The 26,267-nt window shown below is 71.9% G+C and carries 22 protein-coding genes; 9 read left to right on the forward strand and 13 right to left on the reverse strand.

Translation table 11 applies throughout. The features are described from left to right. The first annotated feature begins 139 nt into the window (after positions 1–139). On the forward strand, positions 140–928 hold the full coding sequence (locus AB0A97_RS23865; protein WP_361153317.1) for a carbon-nitrogen family hydrolase: 789 nt from the start codon (positions 140–142) through the stop codon (positions 926–928). Between the two features lie 22 nt (positions 929–950). On the opposite strand, the gene AB0A97_RS23870 is transcribed toward AB0A97_RS23865, so the two are convergent. Further along, positions 951–1,445: an LURP-one-related family protein gene (locus AB0A97_RS23870; protein ID WP_361153320.1), complete on the reverse strand. Its 495-nt coding sequence runs from the start codon at positions 1,443–1,445 to the stop codon at positions 951–953. Positions 1,446–1,595: 150 nt separating this feature from the next. Between AB0A97_RS23870 and AB0A97_RS23875 the strand changes: the two genes are divergently transcribed. Together AB0A97_RS23875 and AB0A97_RS23880 are read left to right on the forward strand one after the other, a co-directional pair. Further along, on the forward strand, positions 1,596–1,784 hold the full coding sequence (locus AB0A97_RS23875) for a hypothetical protein (RefSeq protein WP_361153323.1): 189 nt from the start codon (positions 1,596–1,598) through the stop codon (positions 1,782–1,784). Positions 1,785–1,864: 80 nt separating this feature from the next. Then, complete coding sequence (locus tag AB0A97_RS23880; RefSeq protein WP_361153326.1) at positions 1,865–3,712, forward strand: NHL domain-containing thioredoxin family protein; 1,848 nt, start codon at positions 1,865–1,867, stop codon at positions 3,710–3,712. Between the two features lie 39 nt (positions 3,713–3,751). Here the strand turns inward: AB0A97_RS23880 and AB0A97_RS23885 are convergent, their stop codons facing one another. Both AB0A97_RS23885 and AB0A97_RS23890 read right to left on the reverse strand, forming a co-directional pair. Continuing rightward, positions 3,752–4,423 carry a DUF4232 domain-containing protein gene (locus AB0A97_RS23885; protein ID WP_361153328.1) on the reverse strand — a complete coding sequence of 224 codons (672 nt, stop codon included), beginning with the start codon at positions 4,421–4,423 and terminating at the stop codon, positions 3,752–3,754. A gap of 285 nt (positions 4,424–4,708) precedes the next feature. Next, positions 4,709–7,132, reverse strand: coding sequence for a helix-turn-helix transcriptional regulator (locus AB0A97_RS23890; RefSeq protein WP_361153331.1), 2,424 nt, complete (start codon positions 7,130–7,132; stop codon positions 4,709–4,711). 237 nt (positions 7,133–7,369) lie between these two features. On the opposite strand from AB0A97_RS23890, the gene AB0A97_RS23895 reads away from it, so the two are divergent. Beyond that, on the forward strand, positions 7,370–8,347 hold the full coding sequence (locus tag AB0A97_RS23895) for a ribosome-inactivating family protein (protein ID WP_361153334.1): 978 nt from the start codon (positions 7,370–7,372) through the stop codon (positions 8,345–8,347). Positions 8,348–8,480: 133 nt separating this feature from the next. Next, positions 8,481–8,981: a ricin-type beta-trefoil lectin domain protein gene (locus tag AB0A97_RS23900; protein ID WP_361153337.1), complete on the forward strand. Its 501-nt coding sequence runs from the start codon at positions 8,481–8,483 to the stop codon at positions 8,979–8,981. A gap of 79 nt (positions 8,982–9,060) precedes the next feature. Here AB0A97_RS23900 and AB0A97_RS23905 read toward each other — a convergent pair whose 3' ends face one another. From AB0A97_RS23905 to AB0A97_RS23940, 8 genes are all read right to left on the reverse strand, one after another. Beyond that, a complete protein-coding gene (locus AB0A97_RS23905) occupies positions 9,061–9,810 on the reverse strand; it encodes a class I SAM-dependent methyltransferase (protein WP_361153340.1) in 750 nt (249 codons plus the stop codon). Positions 9,811–9,924: 114 nt separating this feature from the next. After that, a complete protein-coding gene (locus AB0A97_RS23910; RefSeq protein WP_361153343.1) occupies positions 9,925–10,155 on the reverse strand; it encodes a DUF6458 family protein in 231 nt (76 codons plus the stop codon). 146 nt (positions 10,156–10,301) lie between these two features. Beyond that, on the reverse strand, positions 10,302–10,991 hold the full coding sequence (locus tag AB0A97_RS23915; RefSeq protein WP_361153345.1) for a DUF4232 domain-containing protein: 690 nt from the start codon (positions 10,989–10,991) through the stop codon (positions 10,302–10,304). Between the two features lie 161 nt (positions 10,992–11,152). Continuing rightward, positions 11,153–12,118 (reverse strand): hypothetical protein, encoded by a 966-nt coding sequence (locus AB0A97_RS23920; protein WP_361153347.1) that lies wholly within the window; start codon positions 12,116–12,118, stop codon positions 11,153–11,155. Between the two features lie 298 nt (positions 12,119–12,416). Then, on the reverse strand, positions 12,417–14,408 hold the full coding sequence (locus AB0A97_RS23925) for a BTAD domain-containing putative transcriptional regulator (RefSeq protein ID WP_361153350.1): 1,992 nt from the start codon (positions 14,406–14,408) through the stop codon (positions 12,417–12,419). A gap of 1 nt (position 14,409) precedes the next feature. Then, positions 14,410–15,705, reverse strand: a complete 1,296-nt coding sequence (locus AB0A97_RS23930; protein ID WP_361153353.1) for a M18 family aminopeptidase — start codon at positions 15,703–15,705, stop codon at positions 14,410–14,412. Between the two features lie 441 nt (positions 15,706–16,146). Beyond that, positions 16,147–17,973 (reverse strand): acyl-CoA dehydrogenase, encoded by a 1,827-nt coding sequence (locus tag AB0A97_RS23935; RefSeq protein ID WP_361153355.1) that lies wholly within the window; start codon positions 17,971–17,973, stop codon positions 16,147–16,149. 277 nt (positions 17,974–18,250) lie between these two features. After that, entirely contained in the window at positions 18,251–18,688 is a 438-nt protein-coding gene (locus tag AB0A97_RS23940) for a hypothetical protein (protein WP_361153358.1), read from the reverse strand. Positions 18,689–18,775: 87 nt separating this feature from the next. Between AB0A97_RS23940 and AB0A97_RS23945 the strand changes: the two genes are divergently transcribed. Beyond that, positions 18,776–19,246 carry an SseB family protein gene (locus tag AB0A97_RS23945; protein ID WP_003980379.1) on the forward strand — a complete coding sequence of 157 codons (471 nt, stop codon included), beginning with the start codon at positions 18,776–18,778 and terminating at the stop codon, positions 19,244–19,246. 58 nt (positions 19,247–19,304) lie between these two features. Here AB0A97_RS23945 and AB0A97_RS23950 read toward each other — a convergent pair whose 3' ends face one another. Beyond that, on the reverse strand, positions 19,305–19,907 hold the full coding sequence (locus tag AB0A97_RS23950; RefSeq protein WP_361153361.1) for a hypothetical protein: 603 nt from the start codon (positions 19,905–19,907) through the stop codon (positions 19,305–19,307). 351 nt (positions 19,908–20,258) lie between these two features. Between AB0A97_RS23950 and AB0A97_RS23955 the strand changes: the two genes are divergently transcribed. Together AB0A97_RS23955 and AB0A97_RS23960 are read left to right on the forward strand one after the other, a co-directional pair. Further along, the gene (locus AB0A97_RS23955; RefSeq protein ID WP_361153364.1) at positions 20,259–21,215 is read left to right on the forward strand and encodes a pirin family protein; all 957 of its coding nucleotides are present in this window, start codon (positions 20,259–20,261) and stop codon (positions 21,213–21,215) included. A gap of 119 nt (positions 21,216–21,334) precedes the next feature. Next, positions 21,335–22,480 carry an AI-2E family transporter gene (locus tag AB0A97_RS23960; protein ID WP_361153367.1) on the forward strand — a complete coding sequence of 382 codons (1,146 nt, stop codon included), beginning with the start codon at positions 21,335–21,337 and terminating at the stop codon, positions 22,478–22,480. On the opposite strand, the gene AB0A97_RS23965 is transcribed toward AB0A97_RS23960, so the two are convergent. After that, positions 22,384–24,621, reverse strand: a complete 2,238-nt coding sequence (locus AB0A97_RS23965) for a SpoIIE family protein phosphatase (RefSeq protein ID WP_361153370.1) — start codon at positions 24,619–24,621, stop codon at positions 22,384–22,386. The two genes, AB0A97_RS23960 and AB0A97_RS23965, sit on opposite strands and share 97 nt — an antisense overlap. Positions 24,622–24,788: 167 nt before the next feature. On the opposite strand from AB0A97_RS23965, the gene aspS reads away from it, so the two are divergent. After that, positions 24,789–26,267: aspartate--tRNA ligase (aspS, locus tag AB0A97_RS23970; protein ID WP_361153372.1), on the forward strand; the 1,479-nt coding region annotated here is incomplete at its 3' end.

A 26,267-nucleotide genomic window follows, 5' to 3' on the forward strand; every position in this document is an offset into this window, starting at 1 on the left:
CCCTCGGACGGTTCGTACGCGGGCTGCGGTCTGTTCAGTTAAGTTACGCTGCGCACCGGTACCCCGGCAGCGCTTTCGGGTGACCATCGTAGGCTGAATTTTGACGGCGGACCGGCTCGAATGCTTAGGCGGTGGTACTGTGCGCGCTTCACTGATCCAGATGCACGTGGACCCGGCGGAACCAGTCAATTCACGCCGTGAACGGGCCGGTTCACTGATCCGCGAACGGGCGACCAGCGACCTCGTCGTCCTCCCCGAACTGTGGCCGGTCGGGGCCTTCGCGTTCGAGACGTTCGCCGACGCGGCGGAACCCTTCGAAGGCCCCACCCACCAGGCGATGTCGCAGGCCGCGCGCGACACCGGCGTCTGGCTGCACGCGGGCTCCTTCGTCGAACGGGCCCCCGACGGCACCCTCTACAACACGTCCCTCGTCTTCTCCCCGGACGGGCAGCTCGCCGCCTCCTACCGCAAGATCCACCGCTTCGGCTTCGACAAGGGCGAGGCGGTCCTGATGGGCGCCGGCGACACGCCGGTCACGGTAGCGCTCCCCGACACCACCCTGGGCCTCGCCACCTGCTACGACCTGCGCTTCCCCGAACTCTTCCGGCAGTTGGTGGACGCCGGCGCGCAGACCCTCGTCGTCCCCGCGGGCTGGCCCGCCCGCCGCCGTGCGCACTGGTCGCTGCTGGCCCGCGCCCGCGCGGTCGAGAACCAGAGCTATGTACTGGCCTGCGGCACCGCGGGCACCAACGGCGGCGTCGAACAGGCGGGCCACAGCGTCGTCGTCGACCCGTGGGGCGAGGTCCTCGCGGAGGCCGGACCGTACGAGGAAGTGCTGACCGTCGACCTGGACCCGGCCAAGTTGGCCAAGACCCGCGCCGACTTCCCGGCCCTGCGCGACCGGGTGCTGGGCCTGGAGGCCCCGTAACCGCAGGCGAGGCGCCCGGCCGTCAGTCCTCCCCCCGCTCCCGCTCCGCCAGCCGGATGACACACACCGCCACGGCGATCAGCAGCGCCGCGTCGGCGTCCTCCCGCACGACGTGCACCGCATACGTGTCCCGCACGGACAGCCAGCGACGCGAGATGTCCGCCAGCAGTTCGCCGTCGTACTCGACGGCGAACTCGCGGTCCAGGATCTTGCCGCTGACGTCCAGCTCGGTGCCGTCCACCAGCTCCACCCGGTAGTGGTTGCGCAGCAGCGACAGCCGCTTGCGCCGGACGGTGGCCAGCGGCCGGTCGTCCCGTTCGAGGGTCATGGTGTCCCGCAGGGCGAGCCACTTCTTGCGGATGGTCACCAGCACCCGCCGCTCGGTGTCCTTCAGCTCGAAGGTCTCCCGCAGCCGCAGCGCCTTGCCGTCGACGAGATAGGCATGCCGGCCGTGCTCGTCGTCGATCCAGTAATCGTCACCGATGCCGAAGATCCGGTCGTGCACGAGAAACTTCATGCCGCCCATGTTCCCGGCCGCCCCGCCCCCACGCGCCCGTACGCCCCGGGACACGCCGCCGCCCGCCCCGCCCGCGCACCCAGGTGACCTTGTACGGAGCTTGCGCGGGTCCTTCGCCTCCGCAGGCCACCGCACCCGGACCATGACCCCATGGCAGACGCGGCGACGACACGGCGCTTCACCCCGGACCCGGGCTGCACCCGCTGCGCCCACCTGAACACAGCCCGCCGCCGCGCGGCGGCCGCCCACGACCGCAGCGCCGAGACGGACGCCCGGGTCCTGATCAAACAGCACATGCGCACGGCCCACGGGACGGAGCTGGAGGCGGGGTGGACGTGAGGGCGAAGCGGTCCTCCCCGCCGCCCCGCGCGTCGTACTCCCGTGACCGCGTGTTCATGCCCAAGTGGCACCCTTGAACCATGAACGACGCCGCCCCCGCCCCGAACACCCCGCGCCGCGCCCGAGTCCGTGCTCCCGAGCTGATCGGCAAGGGCGGCTGGCTGAACACCGGCGGTAAGGACTACACCCTTACTGACCTGCGGGGACGCATCGTCATCCTGGATTTTTGGACCTTCTGCTGCGTGAACTGCCTGCACGTCCTGGACGAGCTGCGGGAGCTGGAGGAGCGGCACCGGGACACCGTGGTGATCATCGGGGTGCACTCGCCGAAGTTCGTGCACGAGGCCGAGCACCAGGCCGTCGTCGACGCCGTCGAGCGGTACGAGGTCGAGCACCCGGTGCTGGACGACCCGGAGCTGGCCACCTGGAAGCAGTACGCGGTACGGGCCTGGCCGACGCTCGTCGTCATCGACCCCGAGGGGTACGTCGTCGCCCAGCACGCCGGTGAGGGACACGCGCACGCCATCGAGACGCTGGTCGCGGAGCTGGAGGCGGAGCACGAGGCGAAGGGGACGCTGCGGCGCGGCGACGGGCCGTACGTACCGCCGGAGCCGGTCGCCACCGACCTGCGCTTCCCCGGCAAGGCACTGCGCCTGCCCGGTGGCACGTTCCTGGTCTCCGACACCACCCGGCACCAGCTCGTGGAGCTGGCCGCGGACGGCGAGACCGTACTGCGCCGGATCGGCAGCGGGGAGCGCGGCCTCGGCCCGGACTCCTTCAGCGAGCCGCAGGGCCTGGCGCTGCTGCCGGACGGCAAGGTCGCCGTCGCGGACACCGTCAACCACGCGATCCGCACCTTCGACCCGGAGACCGGCGAGGTCGCGACCGTGGCCGGCACCGGCAAGCAGTGGTGGCAGGGCTCGGCGACCTCCGGGCCCGCCCGCGAGGTGGACCTGTCCTCGCCGTGGGACGTGGCCTGGTGGCAGGACCGGCTGTGGATCGCGATGGCCGGCGTGCACCAGTTGTGGACGTACGACCCGGCCACGGAGACCGTCGAGGCGGTCGCCGGTACGACGAACGAGGGGCTGGTGGACGGCCCGGCGGCCGAGGCGTGGTTCGCGCAGCCGTCCGGGCTGGCGGCGGGCGGCGACCGGCTGTGGGTCGCCGACTCCGAGACCAGCGCGGTCCGCTGGCTCGACACCGACCTCGTCGTGCACACGGCGGTCGGCACCGGCCTCTTCGACTTCGGACACCGCGACGGCGACGCGGCCCGGGCACTGCTCCAGCACCCGCTGGGTGTCACCGCGCTGCCCGACGGCTCGGTCGCCGTCTCCGACACGTACAACCACGCGCTGCGCCGCTACGATCCGGCGACCGGGCAGGTCACCACCCTCGCCACCGACCTGCGCGAGCCCTCGGACGCGGTGCTCGTCGGCGGCGACGGTTCCGGCGATCCGGACATCATCGTGGTCGAGTCGGCGCGGCACCGCCTGACCCGGCTGCGGCTGCCCGAGGAGGCCGTACGGGTCGAGTCCGTCGCGCACCGCACGCAGCGCGCGGCGACCGAGGTCGGCCCCGGCAAGCTCAGCCTCGATGTCATCTTCCAGGCCCCGGCGGGCCAGAAGCTGGACCTCCGCTACGGCCCGTCCACCCGCCTTCTCGTCAGCTCGACCCCGCCCGAACTGCTGGCCTCCGGCGACGGCGCGGACACCGACCTCAGTCGCGAGCTGGTCCTGGCGGACGGTGTGACGGAGGGCGTGCTGCACGTCTCCGCGATGGCGGCGTCCTGCGACGACGACCCGGCCGTCGAGTACCCGGCCTGCCACGTGCACCAGCAGGACTGGGGCGTCCCGGTACGCGTCGTCGAGGGCGGCACGGGGCGGCTGGCGCTGGTGCTGGCGGGGATGGACGAGGCGAGCGCGGAGTGACGCGGTGCGGTCCGGGCCGCCGGTCCGGACCGCTGCCCCTCACCCCTTCGGCTTCGTGTAGCTCTCCGCCCGGTTCAGCGTGCTCTGCCAGTACGTGACCTGGGAGGCGCCGACCGCGACCGGCGCGTTACGGAAGTCGACGCGCTGCGGCGGCCCCTTCGGGGCACCGTTCAGGTCGCTGCCGCTGAACTCGATCGTCGCGTACGTCTTCTTGCCACTGCCCTTCTGGGCGGCGGTGGCGGTGGGAACGCTCGCCCATATCGCCCCCTTGGGCCGTACGGTCTCCACGTCCCCGCCCATGACATTGCTGCCCTTGAGCAGCGGCAGCGGGTCCTTGGCGCCGCCGAAGCGGATCAGCGGGTGGTGGTGGACCAGGCAGGAACGGGTGCTGCTGGTGTTCACGGCCTTGATCACGACATGATCGTTCGGCGCGTGCGCATACACCTCGAAACGAAACATCCCCGGACCGCACGCCCGCGCACTCCGCGACCCGGCCGCCGCCCCGGCACCCGCCGCCGCGCCCCCGCCGACGATCTTTTTCTTCTTGCTCTTCGACGAGGACTTCGAGGACTTCGAGGACTTCGAAGACGACTTTTTCGCGCTTTTCTTGCTCTTCGCATTCCCGGAACAGCCGGTCAGAGCGAGCGATCCGGCCATCGCGACGGCGATCGCCGCACAGGCGGCTGAGCGGCGGGAGCGGCGTGCGGTCATGTGGTCCCCCAGCGGTTTCACTGCGATCGGCGGTACGGATTGGGCGGGGCGTGCGTCGGTGTCATGGCAAAGCCACCATAACGAGTGGGGCCCGGGACGCCAGTGCCGTCACTTTTGGCGCCGGAACACTGCAATCAGCCGCAATCGACGTCATTCTGTGCGGGCAGAATGCGTGGTGCTGGATGGACGGGACGTACGGGGCCGGGCCCACGCTCGTCGGCCACTGGAATTCGGCACAGGACCTTCACTCGGCGCAGTCACTCGCCGAACCTTCACACGGCGCAGTCACTCTCCGCCGGTGCCTCGTTCCGACCGGGTTCCTGTCAGCGAACCGCCTGCTTCGTCGAGCAGGCGCAGCAGGTCGGCGGCTTCGAGCTGGCGGGGGTGGTTCAGCCGGACGAGGCCCTCGTAGGCGGCGGTCAGGGTGGCGCGGGCCTCTTCGGCCCGGTGGCAGCGGCGCAGGACGATGCCGAGGTCGAGGCGGGCCGGTTCGCTCCAGGCCGGCATACGGGCTGCCTCGAAGCGGGCGACCGCGTGCCGTAGCGGTGCTTCGGCCTCGTCCCAGCGGTGCAGGGCGGCGAGGTCGTTGCCGATGTGCTGCTGGGCCGATGCCCGGTACAGGTCGATCAGTTCGTGGGGCTTTCCCGGGATGCCGGCGCGGCACAGGGCCTCGCTGCGCCGGTGGACGGTCAGTGCCTCGTCCGCGCGGCCGGCCTGGCGCAGGAGCCGGCCGAGGGCGTTGAGGATGGAGAGTTCGGCGAGCCGGCTCTGCGCGCCGGTCTGCCGGCCGAGGCAGTCGGCGCCTTGGTGGAGGTGGGCGATGCCTTCGTCGGGCCGTCCGAGCCTGTCGAGAGCCAGGGCCGCGTAGTTGTGGGCCCAGCCGACCTGGAGCTGGTCGCCGGTCTCACGTGCCAGGGCCAGGGCCGCCTGCGCGGTGCTCAGCGCGGTGGCGTGGTCGTGGAGGCAGGTGTTGTGGGCCCAGGCGAGGTAGTTGAGATGGACGGTTTCGTCGCGGCTGCTGTTCAGGGCGCGGGCGGAGCCGACGGCCCGCTCGAAGACCTCCGTCCACAGCTCCCAGTGCGAGGTGCGGTCGGAGAACCAGTGCATCGCCTCGGCGGTGTCGACGACCTCCCGGTGGCGGCCGGCCGCCTGGGTCCGGCGCAGGGCGGCGAGCCACTGGGGCCGTTCGGCCTCCAGCCAGGCGTGGGCCTGGTCGCGGTCGGCCGGCGCGGTGGCCGGGTCGGGGTCGCCGCTCTCGTCGTCGCGGCAGCCGTCGGGGCGGTGCTCGAGGGTGAACAGCCGGGCGGCGGCGGTGGCCCGGCGCAGCATCCAGGCATCGGTCCGGGCGTGGGCGAGGGAGATGTCGGCGGGCGTGTCCTCCTCGTCCAGCTGTTCGGTGGCGAACAGGCGGAGGAGGTCGTGGAAGCGGTAACGGTCGGCGCTGGGGTGGGGCTGGAGAAGGCCGGCGTCGGTGAGGTCCTGTGCGTACCCGGCCGCGTGGCGCAGGGGCAGACCCGCCAGGAGGGCGGCGGTCCGGGGGCTGAAGTCGGGGCCGTCGGCGAGAGCGGCGCGGCGGAAGACGGTGCGGGCGGTCGGGTCCAGTTGCTGATAGGACAGCGCGAAGGCGGCGCGGACCTGGAGGGAGCCGGCCCGCAGCGCGTCGAGGCGGCTCTCGTGGGCGGCGAACCGGTCGACGAGCTTGGCGAGACGTTCGCCGGGGCAGGAGGCCAGGCGCTGCCCGGCGATGCGTACGGCCAGCGGCAGGTGTCCGCACAGTTCCGCGAGGTCGCGGGCGGCCTGGCTCTCCTGACGGACGCGTTCGGGGCCGATGATGCGGGTGAGCAGTTCGACGGCTTCCTCACGGCGCAACAGGGCGAGTTCGGTGCGGTGCACGGCTTCGAGGCCCGCCAGTGTGTGCCGGCTGGTGACCAGGGTGAGGGTGGGGCTGTGGCCGGGCAGCAGAGGGCGGACCTGGTCCTCGGTGGCGGCGTTGTCGAGCAGGAGCAGTGCGCGCCGCTCGCGCAGGACGGAACGGAGCAGCCCGGCGCGGTCCTCGGTGCCGGCGGGCACGGCACCCTCCGCCACGCCCAGGGCGCGCAGCAACCGGGCGAGTGCGTCGCGGGGGGCGACGGGGCAGGGATCCATGCCGCGCAGATCCAGGGTGAACTGCCCGTCGGGGAAGTGCGGGGCGAGGGCATGGGCGGCGTGCACGGCGAAGCTGGTCTTGCCCAGGCCCGGCTGTCCGCAGACCACGGCCACCGGCGGCCGGGCCGGATCGAGGTCTTCCACCAGGGCCCGGAGCCGGTCGAGGGCCGGGCCGCGGGCGGTGAAGTCGTTCAGGTCACGGGGCAGGGCCAGCGTGTGGTGCGCGGCCTCCCGGGGGGCCGGCGGCTGTGCGGTGGCGGCGTCGCGGGCGGCGGGGGATGCGGCGGCCGGACGGGGGGCTTCGGCGCGAGCCGGGCGGGGGCGGCCCAGGCTTGCGAGGCGCTCCAGTTCTCGGGCGGTCGCGGGGTCCAGGCGCAGGGCGGCGGACAGGGCCTGCACGGTCCGGCGCTGCGGGCCGCGGGAAGTGCCGCGCTCCATGTCCGACAGCCCGCGCACACTGAGCCCCGCGCTCTGCGCCAGCTCCGCCTGGCTCAGCCCCACGCCCGTGCGCAGCGCGCGCAAGCGCGCGCCGAAGGCGCCGTCAGCCGGTGTCCCGGTGCCCATCCGTGTGCATCCCCTGATCGACGTGGTCCCGGCAGGAACGGTGAACCGTCCGGCAGAAGTATGCCCGACGCTACTTCTGCCGGTGGAAATGCCTGGGCCGCCTGCCTTTCATCGGGTTGGCTCTGAGGCGCGGACAAGGAACCGGAACCACCGGCGTCCCGAAGCCGCCACCTTCCTCTCCGCGGAGCCCGCACCTGTGTGCGTGGGCCCGCGCCGACCACCTCAGGGAAGCCACCGATGAATCCGATCCCCGCACTACGCCGCGCGGGCAGACGCCTGGGCACCATGCTCCTGGCCCTCCTGGCCCTCCTGGCCACCTGCACCCTGATGACCGTCGGCAGCACGCCGGCCCAGGCGGAAACCTCCCGGCGGTACACCGTCATCGACTGGCACATGGAGGGCTTCGACGACACCAGTTCCGGGGGCAACGCGGGCGCGGACCGTGCGAACCGGTACCGGCAGATGGTCGCGCAACTCCGCGCCGCCTCGGGCCACGAGATGACCGGCGCCGACAGCCCGGCCCTGCTCGACACGCCGACACGGACGAACACGAACCGGGTCATCGAAGTCCGCGTCTGGACCAACGAGTACGGCGGCCCCAGCGAGTGCCATGTGAAGCTCTACTTCAGCGTGGACAACCTGTATCTCCTCGGCTTCACCGCCCGCGGCCACCACTATCAGTTCCGTGACACCACGCTTCCGCTGGCGCATGAGATCCAGAACTTCGAAAGGTCGGCCGTTCCGCCGCTCTTCACCGATCTCGGTTACCGGGGCAACTACGACTCCCTGGACCCTGACGCCAACCGTCGGCACCTCGCGTACCGGGCGATCGACATGCAGCACAGAATGACGGACCTGAGCTACATCACCGACGCGACGCGCAGCACCTACCGAGGCACCCTGGCCTACCTCATCGGTGCCACCGCCGAAGCCGCGCGCTTCGGCTGGATCGAGAACCGTATCGCCGCCGCCATCGACCTGGGTTTCGACCCGAGCGATCCGAACCATCCGGCCCACCTCGGCAACTTCGGTGTCGGACTGCAGACCCAGTGGTCGGCCCTGTCCCGCGTCGCTCACCAGACCGTGCACGGTGGGAACGCTGCTCCCGTGACGATCGACGGACGCACGTACCGCAACATCACGCAGATACGTCTGGGAACCGAGGGCGTCCCGCGACTCGCCCCCTTCCTCGGGCTCTACGGCAGCGGACGCTGACCATGCCCTCTTGCCGGGCAGAACCGAGTCGGCCCTGCCCACACCCCACGGTCCGCACACAGCCCGCGGGACCGTACCGGCGAAGCCCAGGATCTGCCCCGGCGGGCCGAAGCATTCTCAATGGAGGTAACCAATGAAGATCTCGGTGAAGAAGAAGACCGGTGTGGTCGGCGCCCTGTTCGCCGCCGCCTGCATGACTGTCGTGGCCACACAGACCCCCGCGGCCGCCCAGGGCGCGTCCAGCGGGCTCACCAACTGGCAGACGTCGTACTGCCTCGACAGCGACGCCGACGGAGCCGTCTACACCAAGGACAACAGCAACGGCTGCGGCGTGAACAACCCCTACCAGCGCTGGTACTTCCACACCTCCGGTAAGGGAGTGATGCTGCAGAACAGCAAGACCGGCCTCTGCCTCACGGGCGGGGGGACAGGAAGTGACCGCGTGATGGCCAGAGCCTGCGACTCCGAGAACCCCCGGCAGTTGTGGGAGCAGCACTACCTGACGACCGGTGCATCCACGCTGGTCAACCACCAGAACAAGCGCGCCCTGGACTCCAACATGAAGGGTCAGGCGTACACCAGCAACTTCTCGGAATCCAATCCCTACATGAAGTGGTGGATACCGTTCGACTAGCACCGGTGCCCACCCCGGGCTCCGCCCCGCGACGCGATCGCGGGGCGGAGCCCGTTGGCCGTCCCGCCGGCGAGGACCGCTATGCGCCATCCGGCAGCCGGTAGACCGACACATGAGAGCCCGACTCCGCCGTGAACGCACCGCCCTTCCAATCCGCATGCCGGCACTCCAACTCAAACCCCGCCAGTTGGGCCATGAGGTCGAGTTCGGCCGGCCAGATGTAACGGTGGGGACTGCGGGCCAGGTGGGCCTTGCCGTCCTCGGTGTAGCGGAAGTGGTGGGAGGTGAGGTGTTGGTGGAGGGGATCGTAGGTGTCCACGCCGAGGTAGCCGGGGTCCGAGGTGAAGACCACGGCGTGCTGGCCGGGCGGGAGTTTTCGCAGGGCGGGTACTTCCAGTTCGATGACGAAACGGCCGCCCGGGGTGAGGTGGCGGGCGGCGTTGCGGAAGCACTCGACCTGTTCGGGCTGGGTGAGGAGGTTGGAGATGGTGTTGAAGACGAGGTAGACGAGGTGGAACGGGCCGGGGGCGGTGGCGGTTGCCATGTCGCCGACGACGACCGGGATGGTTGCCTCGTCGGCTTTTGTGCGTAGTTGGTCGAGCATCGGACGGGACAGTTCGATGCCGGTGACCGGGACGCCGCGCCGCGCGAGCGGTACGGCTACGCGGCCGGTGCCGATGGCGAACTCCAGCGCCCTGCCGCCGTCCGCGAGTTGGGCGAGGCGGTCGACGGTCGGGTCCAGCACCTCCGGTGCGAACATGCCGGTGCCGGGGGTGTCGTAGCGGCGAGCGGTCTCCGCGTCCCAGAGGCCGTCCTGTCGTGAAGGCATGGCGTACAGGGTCCTCGCGGCGCACCGCGGGGGCAAAGGGTTTTGCGGCGCTCGCGGGCCGGGTGGGATGCCCGGGCCGCGCTGACGGCGGCGGTGCCAGGCGTGTCAGCCGTGTCAGTCGTCGTAGTGCATGCGGTGGGTCTCCTCGACCACCGGGGCCGCCGGGCGCGGCGGCTGCATGCGGCGGCGCTTGAAGATGCTGACGTACGCCGCGATGCCGATGATGCCGACCGCCATCAGGATCAGGCCGACGAGGTGGAGGTTGACTCCGGCCATGTGCCAGTCCACCGCGAAGGTCAGGATGCCTCCCAGCGCGAGCAGACCGATGCACCATCCGATGCCCATGGTTGTGCCTCCGTACGCAATTGGATGTTCCGGGCCGGTCGTCGACCGGGTACCCGGGGCCGGTGGGGCCAATCGCGTGTCTCGTCCGGTGGGGGCGCGGCGGGTGGAGCTTTTCGGCCGGATCGTGCCGTTTCGGGGGCGGATCGTTACGGCCGGACCGCGCGGTTCACGTCGTACTGCCAGTAGGTGACCTGCGCGCCGCTGTCGAAGCGGACTCCGCCGGGCAGCCGGACGTGCGTGCGGGCCCCGGGTATGACGTGGCCGCGGTGGTCCGTGAAGCCGACCGACAGGGTGCGCGTCTCGGGAGCGGAATCGGTGGCGGACGGCGTGAGGGCGGCGTACGCGGTGCCGCCGGGGGCGAGGGTGAGGGGTGAGCGGGGCGCGTTGCGGGTGTTCGGGGCGGTGGGGGACACGTCACCGTCCCGCAGGCGCGGGAAGCCGTACAGGTCGCAGGCGGCGGCGGAGGTGTTGGTGGCCTGGAGGAGGAGACGGCCGGGCGGCTGGGGAAGCGGCTTGGCCGCGACCACCACCTTCGAGGAGTCGCAGGCCGGGCGCCCGCTGTTGCCGACGGCCTGGCCGGTACGGGAGCTGCTGGGCATGCCGGGGCCCATCGGCTCGTCCGAGCCGCCGGAGTCCTTCCCGAAGGGGTGGAACGGCTTGGCGTCACTGGTCTTGAGCGCCTCCTGCCCGCCGCAGGCGGTGAGCAGGCCGAGGGCGGCCACGGCCGTGAGTCCGGCGGCGGCGGTCCGTAGCGTACGGGTACGCGCGCGCCCGCCGTCGGCACGGCGGCGGGCGCTGTGGGGGGTGGCGGCCTCCGTAACGGTGTGGCGCGGCATGGGGACTCCCGGGGTCGCTACGTTCGCTGCATGCTGTACTGCCACCCTGACGTGCTCCCCTGGCGCCTGGCTAACGCTTGCCTAACGGAACCGGCGCGGATCGGCCGCTCGGCACCGGCGCGGACCGGCCGCGCGCATGCGCGGTGCTCCCGGGTGCCGCTTCAGCACGGGCCGCCGACGACGGTGCGGAGCGCGCCGCCCGCGTTCTCGTCGTCGGTTCCGAGCACGCCGTGGCGGGAGTGCGGCAGGCAGGCCAGCGCCTCTATCTTGTGGCCGGCGTAACGGCCGAGGGGCTCCGGGGCGTTCCGTACGGACAGCCGTACCGTGCCCCGGCCGTCGACGGACACCGTACCCGCGTCGTAGAGGGCGGAGTCGAACGGGCCGTCGTCGCCGTTGTCCGAGGCCGCGGAGACCTTGAGCGCGCCGCCCGCGCCGATCTTCAGGTCGCTGACGTGCCGTACGTGCTCGGCGGGGTACGGCGCGCGGAACGCGGCCGTGACCGGGGCGGAGAAGGCGCGCCGGGTGAGGTCGAGGCGGGCGGCGTGCAGGGTGCCGGGGCGGCTGTCCTCGCCGCGGTCGGCCCATACGGCGACGAGCCGGTGGCCCTGGGCGGAGAGCGCGAAGCCCTCGTAGTTGTCGTCCTCCGCGGCGCCGGGGACGGTGAAGGTGCCGAGGACGCGCGCCACGCCCGCACCGGCGTCCAGGCGCAGGTGGTAGCCGGTGCCGTCGCTGGCCAGGGCGACGTACTCGCCGGGCCGGCCGGGGACCGCGTCGAGCGCTTCGAGGTCGGCGGGGGTGCGGCTGCCCCGCCAGGCCAGCGGTCGGGCCTGGGGGCGGTCGCCGGGGCGCAGGCGTACGAGGGCCAGCCGGTTCTCGCCGGGCTCCTTGTTGTCGCGGGCGACGAGGAGGTCGGTCCGGGCCGCCCGGGAACCCGGTACGACGGCGAGGCCGCTTATCCCCGACGTGATGCCGTCACCCACCTGCTGCCAGACCGGGGTGGCGTGGTGGCCGGCGGGCCGGGCACTCGGGTCGGCCGGCCGCGCGGTGGCGGACTGGGCGGCGAAGAGGGACGCCGTGCAGGCGAGAGCGGCGGCAGCGGCCGTGTACCGGCGTTTGATCATGCGCATCCGCAGACGGTAGGGGGTACCGGCCGGGAAGGGAACAGTTCGAACGGGGGGCAGGGGCAGACGTGTTGCGGATACGTGGGGGTTCGGAGGGGGCTGTCCGTTCCGTCCCTCGGGGCCGGGGTGGAGCGTACGCCGGGACAGCCCCTGGCACGTGCCGCGATGGACCGCCCCGGGCGCCGACTGCTACGACCCGCTCCCGCCCCTGATGCCCGCCCCTGATGCCCGCCCTCCGGACCGTCCCCCGTTGCCCGGCGTCTGCGCCGGCGGTCCGTCGGTCGTGCGTCCGGCCTCGCGCCGGTTACTGCTGTGAGCTGCCGCCGGTTCCGCCGCCCGGTGCTCCCTCCGGCCCCCCGGCCGGCCCTTCGTCGCGCGCGAACAACTGGGTCAGCGTGCTGATCGTGTAGACGTCGGTGGCCTCCTCGTCGACCAGGTGCATCTCGGTGAGCCGGTCCAGGCCCTCCTGGATGAGCTCCGGGTCGGAACCGGCCAGCGCCGCCGCGACGGACGCGTTCAGATGGCCGTCGGCGTTCGCGGCGAGCGCGCTGAGCAGGCGCGCGTCGTCCGCCGAGAGGCGGGCCACGGACATCCGCAGGGCCGCCGCGACCCCGGTGTCCTCGGCGGACAGCAGGGCCAGCCGCCGCCGTTCGTCGCGCAGGGCGGCGGCCAGGCGGGCCAGACGCCAGCGCGGCCTGGCCGTCAGTTGGGCGGCCGCCGCGCGCAGGGCCAGCGGAAGCCCGTCGCACAGGGCGACCAGTTCCTGCGCGGCGTCCGGGTCGTCGGCGACGCGTTCCGCGCCGAGCATCGCCCCGAGCAGGGCGGTGCCCTCCGCCGCGCCGAGCGCCTGGACGGGCACCGGCCGGGCGACGTCGGTGGCGACCAGGCCGTCCAGGCGGCTGCGGCTGGTGACGACCGTCGCGCAGTGCGCGCCGCCGGGCAGCAGCGGGCGCACCTGTGCGGAGCTCTGCGCGTTGTCGAGGACGACCAGCAGCCGGCGCTCGGCCACCAGCGACCTGAACAGCGCGGAGGCCGACTGCGCTGACGTCGGTACGCGGTCCGGGGGCGTACCGAGCGCGAGCAGGAAGTCGCGCAGGATCTCGACGGGTTCGGCCGCCGCGCCCTCGTTGAAGCCGCGCAGGTCAGCGAAGAGCTGGCCGTCGGGGAAGGCCCCGGCGTACGCGTGGGACCACTGGACCGCGCAGGCGGTCTTGCCGACGCCGGCCGGTCCGGTGACGACGGCGAGCGGGCTCTCACCGGGTACGGCGGACTGCACCACGGTGGTGAGCGCGGCGAGTTGCTGCTCCCGCCCGAGGAAGCGGGCGGGTGGCCGGGGCAGCAGGCGGGGTACGGCGGGCGGGCCGGCGGTACGGCCGGGTGCGCCGCCCGTGGGGCCGCGGCCGCCCTGGGCGGGCACGCGGGGGTCCGCGGCGGTGGTGGGGCGCGCGTCGGAGGCGCCCGCCTCCTGCGGCGCGCCCTGCGCCGTCCGTCCCGCGCCGCCTCTTCGGCCGGTACCGGGATCCGCGCCGCCCCGCGCACGCCCCCCGGCTCCGGCTTCCTCCGCGCGGAGGATTTCCTCGTAGGCGCCCTTGAGCCGCGCCCCGGGGCCGACACCCAGTTCCTCGTCGAGCAGGCGCCGGGTCCGGTGGAACCACTCCATCGCGTCCGACTGCCGTCCCGTACGGAACAGCGCCCGCATCAGCTCGGCGACCATCCCCTCGCGCAGCGGGTTGTTGACCGCGGCCGTGTAGAGGATCGCCGCGGCCTGTTCGTGCTCGCCGAGCGCGCCGTGCGCCCGGGCCAGCGCCTCGGTCGCGGCGAGCCGCTGTTCCTCCAGCGCGTGCGCGGCGGCCGCGAACGGCGGGCTGGTGACCGTGCCGGTGAGGGCCGGGCCGCGCCACAGTCCGAGCGCCTCGCGCAGCAGCGGCACCGCGTCCGCGGGAGCCGCCTCGGGGCGGGCCAGGGCGACCAGTTCGGCGAAGCGGTGGGCGTCGATCAGTTCCTCGGGCAGGCGCAGCAGGTACGCCGAGCCGTGGGTGGCCAGTTCGATGCCGTACGCCTCGGCGCCGCCGCTGGCCAGCGTGGCGCGCAGCCGCGAGACATGGCCCTGGACGACGGTACGGGCGTGTTCGGGTGGTTCCTCCTCCCACAGGGAGTCGATCAACTGCTCCAGGGGAACAGTCGTGTTGGGCTGCAACAGCAGCAGCGCGAGCACGCTGCTCCGTTTGGCGGGCCCGAGCGCCAGCTCACCGGAACCGGTGGTGACGGATATCGGGCCCAGCAGGGAGAAGTCCAACTCAGCCCTCCAGGAAGGCCGTCAGGGCGCTCGCCAGCAGGTGCGGGTCCTCGCTGCCGCACAGCTCGCGCGCCGAGTGCATCGACAGGATGGCAACGCCGATGTCGACCGTGGCGATTCCGTGGCGGGCCGCGGTGATCGGCCCGATGGTGGTGCCGCAGGGCATGGCGTTGTTCGAGACGAAGGACTGCCACGGCACGCCGGCCCGCTCGCAGGCGTCCGCGAAGACCGCGCGGCCGCTGCCGTCGGTGGCGTACCGCTGGTTGACGTTGACCTTCAGGATCGGCCCGCCGTTGGGCATCGGGTGGTGGCCCGGGTCGTGCCGCTCGGTGTAGTTGGGGTGCAGGGCGTGGCCGGTGTCGGAGGAGAGGCAGACCGTGCCGGCGAAGGCGCGGGCGCGGTCCTCGTACGAGCCGCCGCGGGCGAAGACCGAACGTTCCAGCACCGTACCGAGCAGCGGGCCGTCGGCGCCGGTGTCGGACTGGCTGCCGTTCTCCTCGTGGTCGAAGGCGGCGAGCACCGGGATGTACGGCGGCTCCTCGTCGGACGTGGCGACCGCCGCCAGCGCGGCCGTACCGGCGTGCACGGACAGCAGGTTGTCCATCCGCGGACCGGCCACCAGCTCGCGGTCACGGCCGAGGTAGGCGGGCGGCTCGATGCTGTGGAGCATCAGGTCCCAGCCGCGTATGTGGCCGGCCGGCACTCCGATCTCCTCCTCCACGAAGGCGACCAGATCACCTTCGCGCACCTCGCCCAGGCCCCAGATCGGCGTCATGTGGCGCTGCTTGTCGAGCTTGAGGCCGTCGGCGTTGACCGAGCGGTCCAGGTGCACGGCGAGCTGCGGCACCCGCATCAGGGCGCGGTCGACGTTGACCAGCCGGCTGCTGCCGTCGCGCAGCGTGACCCGGCCGCTCAGGCCCAGGTCACGGTCGAGCCAGGTGTTGAGCAGGGTGCCGCCGTAGACCTCGACGGCGACCTGCCGCCAGCCGCGGTGGCCGGTGTCCGGGATGGGTTTGACGCGCAGATTGGGCGAGTCGGTGTGTGCGCCGACAATGCGGTACGGAGTGGCTGCCGTGGCGCTCTCCGGGACGTACCAGGCGATGATCGCCCCGCCGCGCAGGACGTACTTGCCGCCGCTCTCGCCGTCCCAGGCGTCGGTCTCGGCCACCTGCCGGAACCCCGCCTTCTCCAGCCGCTCGGCCGCGTTGGCCACTGCGTGGTACGGCGAGGGGGCGGCGGCGAGGAAGGACATCAGGTCGTCGGTGTGGCCGCGGTCGAAGCGGGCGGAATGGCTCATGGATTCAGCATAAGGACTAGCGGGCGCCCTTCCTCGGTATACGAATCCGCATGCATCACGGCAGGAGAACCGGAACGCCCCGGCGGCGGCCCGGCGGCCGGCGTTCGCGCGGCTCCCGGAGGGCCGTGACCACGGCTCATGGAGGCCCGCGTCGGCGTCTCCGGGAGGCCCGCGTCCGCGTCCCCCGGAAGGCCCGTACGGGAACCCGGGCGGCCCGTTCGGGAATCTCCTGGAAGCCCGTTCGGGCACCTTCCGTCAGGCCCGTACGGCAGCTCCCCGAACGACGATGCCCGCCTCCCCGGGGGATGGGAGGCGGGCAACGCCAGACTGGCGCGCTTGTCTGAGAACGCTGTGAGAGCGTCCCGTAAACCGGTTTTTTCCGGACGGGGCTTAAGCCGCCCTTAGAAGACCCGCAGAGCGCGCCGTGCCCCTCGGGTCACCTCAGAACGCGGCCTCGTCCAGCTCCATCAGCGACTGGTCGACGGTCTCGGCCAGTCCACGCTGCACGGACACGCCCGGCAGCACGTTGTGCGCGAAGAACTTCGCCGCCGCGATCTTGCCCTCGTAGAACGGCTTGTCCTTGCTGGAGGCGCCCGCCAGCTTCTCGCTCGCGACCGCGGCGCCCTTCAGGAGCAGGTAGCCGATGACGACGTCGCCGGAGGCCATCAGCAGGCGGGTGGTGTTCAGCCCCACCTTGTAGATGGACTTCACGTCCTTCTCGGTGCCGGCCAGGTCGGTCAGCATCGCGCCGACGATCGCCTCCAGGTCGGCGGCGGCCTTGGCCAGCTCGCCGCGGGCCGTCTCCAGCGCCTCGCCGCCGACGGCCTCCGCGAGGAACTTCTTGATCTCCTCGGAGAGCGCGGTCAGCGCCTGGCCCTGGTCCCGGACGATCTTCCGGAAGAAGAAGTCCTGGCCCTGGATGGCGGTGGTGCCCTCGTAGAGGGTGTCGATCTTGGCGTCCCGGATGTACTGCTCGATCGGGTACTCCTGGAGGTACCCGGAGCCGCCGAAGGTCTGCAGCGACTGGGCCAACTGCTCGTAGGACTTCTCCGAGCCGTAGCCCTTGACGATCGGCAGCAGCAGGTCGTTCAGGCGGGTCGCGGCGGTGGCGTCCTCACCCGCGGCCTCCTTGGCGATGATCTCGTCCTGGACGGTCGCGGTGTAGAGCACCAGGGCGCGCATGCCCTCGGCGTACGCCTTCTGCGTCATCAGCGCGCGGCGCACGTCGGGGTGGTGGGTGATGGTGACGCGCGGCGCGGTCTTGTCGGTGAAGGCGGCCAGGTCCGGGCCCTGCACACGCTCCTTGGCGTACTCCAGGGCGTTGAGGTAGCCGGTGGAGAGGGTGGCGATGGCCTTCGTGCCGACCATCATCCGCGCGAACTCGATGATCTTGAACATCTGGCGGATGCCGTCGTGCTTCTCGCCCAGCAGCCAGCCCTTGGCCGGGTGGTTGGCGCCGAAGGTCATCTCGCAGGTGTTGGAGGCCTTCAGGCCCATCTTGTGCTCGACGTTGGTGGCGTAGACGCCGTTGCGCTCGCCCAGCTCGCCGGTCTCCCAGTCGAAGTCGTACTTCGGCACGATGAACAGCGACAGGCCCTTGGTGCCCGGACCGGCACCCTCGGGACGCGCCAGCACGAAGTGCACGATGTTCTCGGACATGTCGTGCTCGCCGGAGGTGATGAAGCGCTTGACGCCCTCGATGTGCCAGGTGCCGTCCGCCTGCTGCGTGGCCTTGGTGCGGCCGGCGCCCACGTCCGAACCCGCGTCGGGCTCGGTCAGCACCATGGTGGAGCCCCACTGACGGTCCACCATGAGCTGCGCGATGCGGTGCTGCTCCTCGGTGCCCTCCTCGTGCAGCACGCCCGCGAAGGCCGGGCCGGAGGCGTACATCCAGACGGCCGGGTTGGCGCCCAGGATGGTCTCGGCGAAGGCCCACAGCAGGGAGCGCGGCGCGGTGGTGCCGCCGATCTCCTCCGGGATGCCCAGCCGCCACCACTCGGCGTCCATGTACGCCTGGTAGCTCTTCTTGAAGGTGTCGGGCACCGGCGCGGTGTTGGTGTCCGGGTCGAAGACCGGCGGGTTGCGGTCGGTGTCCGCGAAGGAGTCCGCCAGCTCGTTCTCGGAGAGCCGGGCGATCTCGTTCAGCACGCTCTTGGCGGTGTCGACGTCCATCTCCGCGAACGGTCCGGTGCCGTACACGGCGTCGCGGCCGAGCACCTCGAAGAGGTTGAACTCGATGTCGCGGAGATTCGACTTGTAGTGGCCCATGGGTACGGCTCCGTAAGGTTCGGGAGGAGACCCAGCGCTTGGAAGCGAGGGACCTCAAACGCAATACCAGCAAGTAGCTACGATGATGCTACCCGTCGGTAATAAGAAGCAACCCCTGACCACCCATCTGTGACGAGCGTCAATGCGCGGCGCCAGGGTCCCTGCCGTACGTCTACGGGGGCCGCGGTGCCCTTTTTGCGCCGCCCCGGAGGGGCCGGGCGGCCCTGCCGCACGCCCCTGCCGCTCCCTACGGCCCTTCTATGGCTCCCTACGGCTCCTACCGCCACTGCTGCGACGTGTCACTGGTGGTCACCCGGCACACGGCGGGCTTCCCCGGCCCCGCGGACTTCCCCGAGGCGACCTGGCGCTCGCCGTCGAGCAGGATCCGGCAGGAAGCCGTACCGTTCCCGGCCGGCCGCACCTCCAGCCACGCTTCCTCACCCGCGTCCACGACCACCGTCTCGCGCCACGGCAGACGCGTCCCGCCGGTCTCCTCCTCGCGCTCGTCACCGCCGTCGGAGTGCCGGTAGCGCACCTCGTCGGCCCGCGGCGGCCCTCCCGTGGGGGTGGCCTCGTACGTCAGGGACCAGGCAGCCTGCGCGTTCCTGAGCTGGATGGCGCCGAAGAGCATCAGCCCGCAGGCGGTCACGGCGCTGACGGTGAGCAGCACGCCGCCACGGGTGACGCGCGGCTTCGGTCGATCGCGATCGGTCATCGGTGCGGGCCTCGGTCGGTCGGGCGGACTCTGAGCTCTTCCAACGTAGCGGCGTACGTACCGCGCCGACTCAGTACGCTGTGCCGCATGTACGGCTACGACCAGAACGCGGGCGCCGGGCAGCAGCAGTACGGTGCGCCCCCGCCGCAGCACCCGGCCCCCGGCGGCTACGGCGAGCAGCCGCTCTACCCCGAGCCGTCCCCGCCCTCCCTCGCCGACGCGGTGCGTGCCTTCACCACCGGCTCGATGTCGGCGGAGGACTTCCAGGGCATCTTCTCGACCTCCAAGGTCTACTGCCCGCGCGGCGACAACCCCGGGTTCCTGGCGCTGCACAACACGCAGCAGCCGGTCATCCCGATGTTCACCTCGCTCAAGGAGCTGCGCCGGTACGCGGGCAAGGAGTCCAAGTACTTCGTGATCACCGGCGCCGAGGTCCTCGACCTGCTCCCCACCGGCTACGGCTTCGTCCTGGACATGGAGGGCGACCACCGCATGGTCTTCGACGCCAAGTCGGTGGAACAGATGGTCGACTTCGCGATGCGCCGGATGTACGGCTGACATCCGCACGACGGCGGCGCCCCGGGGCGCCGCCGCGCTGCCATCGGTTCCGCGCCGGTCACTCCAGCCCGGCCTGTGCCTTCGACACCAGCTTCCCGTCGGAGAACACGAGCGATGCGTTGCCCAGCCCGTCCGCCGACATGCAGGTGTAGCCGGTCGCCGAGCTGTCCGCGATGTCGGTGTCGGAGTTCTTCTCGCACGTCCCCGCGACGGCCAGGGCTTCCTGCTCGGTCATCCCGGTCCGCAGCCGGTCGTACTTCTCCTTGGTCATCGACCCCTTCCTGGCCGCGTCGCCGCCCAGGCCCACCTGCCCCTTGGCGGCCAGCCGGCCGTTGCTGAAGGTGAACGTCGCCGAGCTGAAGGCTTCGGCGCCCTGGCAGGTCAGCACCTTGCCCCGGACGCCGGCCACCTCGTCCTCCGCCGAGGACTCGCAGGGGCCGGTGATCGCGGTGACCTCGCGCTCGGACATGCCCGTACGGACCCGGTCGTACATCTCCTTGGTGATCTTGCCCTTCCCGGCCGGCGCGGACGGCGACGTCGAGCCGCCGGATCCGCCGCTCTCCTCCTTGCCGCCGTCGGAGCCGCCCATGGAGGCGAACACGGCGATGATCGCGATCACCACCACGACGGCCGCGACGGCCGCGGCGATGCCGCAGGTCATACATCCCTTGCCGCGCTTGCGCCCGGGTGGCGGCGGTGCTGCCGAGTACGGCGAGCCGGGCGGTGCCGGCTGTCCCTGTCCCGAGGCCGCCGGGGGACCCTGGCCCGGCTGCCTCCACCTTTCTCCGTGGCCCGCTGGGTCCTGAGCGGATGCACCCATGCGTCCAGAGTGCGCCGGACACGCGGTCGGCGCGAGGGGCGCGGGAGGGGCGGAAGTGGTGCGCCGGGTACCGCTTTCCGGCACCGCCGTGACCTGCGGCTTCTCCGTCGTAAGGGGCTGGGGAATGACGGACGCCTTGCAGGTTGTTCAGTCTTCAACTAAGTTGAACGGTGAACGACCGAGGAGGCCGTCATGCCCGCAGTGACCGTAGAGAACCCGCTGACCCTGCCGCGGGTATCGGCGCCCGCCGACGCCCGGCCGCGAGCCGTGCTCGCGGTGTCCACCGCGCCGAGCGGTTTCGAGGGGGAGGGCTTCCCGGTACGCCGTGCCTTCGCCGGCATCGACTACACGTACCTGGACCCGTTCATCATGATGGATCAGATGGGCGAGGTGGAGCACGCGCCGGGGGAGCCCAAGGGCACCCCCTGGCACCCGCACCGCGGCTTCGAGACCGTCACGTACCTGATCGACGGCAGCTTCATCCACCGTGACTCGCACGGCGGCGGTGGCGTCATCAACGACGGCGACACCCAGTGGATGACGGCGGGCTCCGGCCTGCTGCACATCGAGGCGCCGCCGGAGGAGCTGGTCATGACGGGCGGGCTCTTCCACGGCCTCCAGCTGTGGGTGAACCTGCCCAAGAAGGACAAGATGATGGCGCCGCGCTACCAGGACATCGGCGGCGGCCAGGTCAAGCTGCTGACCTCGGCGGACGGCGGTGCGCTGCTGCGGCTGATCGCGGGTGACATCGACGGTCACGAGGGGCCGGGCATCACCCACACCCCGATCACGATGATGCACGTCTCGGTCAATCCTGGTGCCGAGGTGACCATCCCGTGGCGCTCGGACTTCAACGCGCTGGCGTACGGGCTGGCCGGCCGCGGCACCGCGGGCCCGCTCGGGCGGCCGTTCCGTACCGGACAGGCCGTCGTGTTCGGCCCCGGCGGCGACTCGCTCACCCTCCGGGCGGACGCCACACAGGAGTCCCGCAGCCCCAACCTGGAGGTCGTGCTGCTCGGCGGGCAGCCGATCCGCGAGCCGATGATGCACTACGGCCCGTTCGTCATGAACACCCACGCCGAACTGGCCCAGGCCTTCGAGGACTTCCAGGCCGGACGGCTGGGGACGGTGCCGGCCGAAAGCCACTGAGCCGGAGACAGCGGGTACGGGCCGACGGTGGTCCGTACCCGCCCGCGGCCGCATCAAGACCGCATCCGCTCGCGGCGGAATGCCGCCCCGCACGGGCGGCCCCGTGATCCACTGGCGGGGTGCGAAACGATCTGAGACCCCCGGACCGTCAGCCGCTGCTCCCGGACCCCGCCCGCCGTGCCGCGGCCTGGTGCGGTGTGGGCCTGCTCGTCGCCGCCGTGGCGGCGGTCGGCGTCTGGCTGTGCGTGACCCTGAGCGCCGCCGTCACCCCCGTCCTGCTGGCACTGCTCGGCAGCGCGCTGCTCGGGCCGGTCTACCGGCGGCTGGTGGCGATGAAACTGAACCGTTCGCTGGCCGCCGGGCTGACCTGCGCCCTGCTGATCGTGGTGGTCGGCGGCGCCGGGTACATCGTCGTCAGCGCGCTGATCGACACCGGCGACCAGATCATCGCCTCGCTCAAGGACGCCGCCAAGGAGGTGTCCCGGCACTTCGGCGCCGCCGGCACCTCACTGGACGACATCGTCTCCAACGCCAAGCCCTTCATAGGGAAGTTCGGCGGCACCGCGGCCACCGGTGTCCTGGAGGGCGTCGGCGTCGTCGCGGCCACCCTCGCCGCGTCCGTACTCGCCCTGTTCCTGACGTTCTTCTTCCTGCGCGACGCGGACAAGGCCGTCCGCGCCCTGCACGACTGGGCGCCCGGCGACTCCGGCCCGGGGCTGGAGCAGATGGCCCGCCGCGGCTACCAGGCCATCGAGGGCTTCATGCGCGGTACGACGCTGATCGCGCTGATCGACGCGGTCGGCATCACCGTCGGCCTGCTGATCCTCCAGGTGCCCGGAGCGTTCGGGCTGGGCGCGCTGGTCTTCGTGGGCGCCTACATCCCGTACCTGGGCTCGTTCCTGTCCGGCTCGGTGGCCGTGCTGGTCGCGTTCGCCGACGACCGGGGCCCGGCCATCGCGATCTGGACGCTGGGCATCGTCCTGGTGGTGTTCTTCCTGGAGGGCCACATCCTCCAGCCGATCGTGCAGAGCCGTACGGTCCAGATGCACCCGGCCATCGTGATGCTGGCGATCACCGCGGGCGCCAGCGTCGCCGGGGTGATGGGGATGCTGCTGTCCGTGCCGCTGACCGCGGCGGCGTTCGGCGTGCTCTCGGAGCTGCGCCGGCACTACGCCGCGGGTTCGGGCAGCGGATCGACCGGCGGGCCGGCCGGGGCGGCGAGGTCCGCCAGTGACGGCTCGGCGCCGCCCGCCGCGTCCTCGTAGAGCTCGAACCACGTCGACTTGCCGTCGCCGCGCGGGTCCACGCCCCACGCGCCCGCCAGCAGTTCCATCAGCACCAGGCCGCGCCCCGAGGAGGCCAGTTCGCCCGGGGTACGGCGGTGCGGCAGCTCGTCGCTGCTGTCGGCGACGTCCACGCGGATCCGGCGGCTGCCCTTCTCGCCGGTGATCTCCGCGACCAGCAGCGCGTCCCCGTCCGTGTGCATCAGCACGTTGGTGACCATCTCGGAGACCATCAGGACGGCCGAGTCGACCTGGTCCTCGTCGGCCCAGTCGTGCAGCACGTCGCGGACCTGGTGACGGGCCTCCGCTATTCGCTCGGGCTCGGCCTGCTTGACGGTCAGCACCGTACGGCGGACGGGCCGGTGCGCCGCCGTGCCGCCCGTACCCACCCCGCAGCTCCCGCCCTCGCGGCACAGCAGCAGCATCGCTATGTCGTCCTCGCGGCGATCCATGAACGGGCCGGTGGTGTGGTACGACGGCGGGCCGTGCACGGCCTGCACGAGCGCGTCGGCGAGCTTCTCCAGGCCCGCCGCGTCCTCCAGGGTCGGCGCGACCACGTCCGTGGCGGTGCCGGACGGGTCCTCGGCCCCGTATGTCTCGATCACGTGGCGCAGCCGCGCCCAGCCCGACTCCAGGTCGTGCCCGCCGGTCTCGATCAGCCCGTCCGTGCAGACCAGCATCGTCTCGCCGGGCTCCAGGACGAGCCGGGTGGTGGGGTAGTCGGTGTCCGGCACGATGCCCAGCGGCAGGCCGCCCGCGGTGGGCCGGACGAGAACGGTCCCGTCGGCCATCCGGATGGTCGGGTCGGGGTGCCCGGCCCGCGCGATGTCCAGCAGGCCGGTCGCCGGGTCCACCTCGATGTAGAGGCAGGTGGCGAAGCGCGGGTCCTCGCCGCCGAACTCGGTGTCGTTGATGCCGGACAGGAAGCGGGAGGCGCGGGAGAGCACCGCGTCGGGGTGGTGGCCCTCGGAGGCGTAGGCGCGCAGGGCGATCCGCAACTGCCCCATCAGGCCGGCGGCCCGTACGTCGTGGCCCTGCACGTCGCCGATGACCAGCGCGAACCGGCCGGACGGCAGCGTGATCATGTCGTACCAGTCGCCGCCGACCTCCAGGCCGCCGCCGGTCGGCACGTACCGCGCCGCCACCGTCATGCCGGGGATGTCCGGATGCACCGTCGGCATCATGCTGCGCTGCAGGCCGTCGGTCAGCTCGCGCCGCGACTCCTGGTCGCCGGCGCGGGCCAGCGCCTGGGCGAGCATCCGGGCGACGGTGGTGAGCACCGAGCGTTCGTCGGGTGTGAAGGCGACCGGCGTGCCGAAGGCCGCCATCCAGGCGCCGATCGTGCGGCCCGCGCTCACCAGGGGCAGGAAGGCCCAGGACGCCCGGCGGAAGGCGGCGGCCAGCGGCCAGGTGGCGGGGTAGCGGCGGCGGTAGTCCTCGGGGGTGGGCAGGTAGACGGCGCGGCCGGTCCGTACCACCTCGGCGGCCGGATAGTCGGTGTCCAGCGGCATGTCGACGAAGGGGGCGAGATCGCCCTGCCGGTGCCCGTGGTGGCCGATGACGGAGATCCGGTCGCCCTCGATGCCGAAGACCGCCAGGCCGTCCGGGCTGAAGCCGGGCATGGACAGGCCGGCGGCGACGCGCAGCACCTCGGCGGTGGAGTGCGCCTCGGCCAGCGCGCGGCCCGCGTCCAGCAGGAACGCCTCGCGCGAGCGGCGCCAGTCGCCGTTGGCCGGGGCGTGCGGGGAGGCGGTGCCGGGCTGGGCCTCGAAGATCTCCTGGACGGTGCCGACCAGCTCGTAGTCCGTGTGGTCGGTGTCGCTGCGCAGGAAGGCGCGGGAGCGGGTGCGGACGGTGCGCAGCACCCGGCCGGCGCTGTCCATGACGCGCAGCCGTGCCTCGGCGATGCTGCTCTCGGTGACGGCGAGGTTGACGATGCCGGTGATCTCGGCGAAGTCGGCGGGGTGGAGGCGGGAGCGCATGGCCGCCTCGGACAGCTCGGTGGGCTCCGCGGGCAGCCCCAGCAGCCGGGCGGTCTCGGCGTCGAGGGTCACTTCTCCCGAGACGTTGTCCCAGCGCCACAGGCCGGTCGCGGTGGCGGCCAGGAGGTCCTTGGTGCGCATTGCATCACTTTATGTGGGTTTGACGGCGGCCGACCAGTGCGGCGGACCCGACCATCATCCCATGGCCCGATTGACGCGCATATGACAACCGCGGGCGGTGGGGTGACCGGTAACCTGGAACGGTTACAGGAAACCCACCCTCCAACTTGCGACGACTTGGATGAGCGATGCATCGGTACCGGTCCCATAACTGTGGCGAGCTCCGAGCCGCGGACGTCGACACCGACGTCCGCCTCAGCGGCTGGCTGCACAATCGACGTGACCTGGGCGGCATCCTCTTCATCGATCTGCGCGACCACTACGGTCTGGTCCAGCTCGTCGCCCGTCCCGGCACCCCCGCCAACGAGGCGCTCGGCTCCCTGACCAAGGAGTCCGTCGTCCGTATCGACGGCAAGGTCAGCGCCCGCGGCGCGGACAACGTCAACCCCGACCTGCCCACCGGCGAGATCGAGGTCGAGGTCACGGCCGTCGAGGTGCTGGGCGCCGCCGAGCAGATCCCCTTCACGATCAACGCCGAGGACGGGGTCAACGAGGAGAAGCGCCTCGAATACCGCTTCCTCGACCTGCGCCGCGAGCGGATGCACCGCAACCTGATGCTGCGCACCGCCGTCATCTCCGCCATCCGGCACAAGATGACCGCGCTCGGCTTCAACGAGATGGCGACGCCGATCCTGTCCGCGACCTCCCCCGAGGGCGCCCGCGACTTCCTCGTCCCGTCCCGGCTGCACGCCGGCAAGTTCTACGCGCTGCCGCAGGCCCCGCAGCAGTTCAAGCAGCTCCTGATGATCGCGGGCTTCGACCGCTACTTCCAGATCGCGCCCTGCTTCCGCGACGAGGACGCCCGCGCCGACCGCTCGCCGGGCGAGTTCTACCAGCTCGACGTCGAGATGAGCTTCGTCGAGCAGGAGGACGTCTTCGGCCCGATCGAGCAGCTGATGACCGAGCTGTTCACCGAGTTCGGCGGCGGCCGCACGGTCACCTCGCCGTTCCCGCGCATCCCGTTCCGCGAGTCGATGCTCAAGTACGGCTCCGACAAGCCGGACCTCCGCGCCGAGCTGGAGCTGGTCGACGTCTCGTCCGTCTTCGCCGGCTCCGGCTTCAAGGCCTTCGCCGACAAGCACGTCCGCGCCCTGGCCGTGCCGGACACCGCCGACCAGCCGCGGAAGTTCTTCGACCAGATGGGTGACTTCGCCGTCCAGCAGGGCGCGAAGGGCCTGGCCTGGGTCCGCGTGGGCGAGTCGAACACCCTGACCGGTCCGATCGCCAAGTTCCTCACCGAGGACGACGTGAAGGCGCTGGTCGAGGCGCTGGACCTGAAGCCCGGCTCCGCCGTCTTCTTCGGCGCCGGCGAGTTCGACGAGGTCTCCAAGATCATGGGCGCGGTCCGCGTCGAGGCGGCCAAGCGCACCGGCCACTTCGTCGAGGGCGAGTTCCGCTTCTGCTGGATCGTCGACTTCCCGATGTTCGAGAAGGACGAGGACACCGGCAAGATCGAGTTCTCCCACAACCCGTTCTCCATGCCGCAGGGCGGCCTGGAGGCGCTGGAGACCAAGGACCCGCTGGACATCCTCGCCTGGCAGTACGACATCGTCTGCAACGGCGTCGAGCTGTCCTCCGGCGCCATCCGCAACCACGAGCCGGACGTC

The organism is Streptomyces sp. NPDC045470 (assembly GCF_040646595.1).
In the GTDB taxonomy this organism is placed as follows: domain Bacteria; phylum Actinomycetota; class Actinomycetes; order Streptomycetales; family Streptomycetaceae; genus Streptomyces.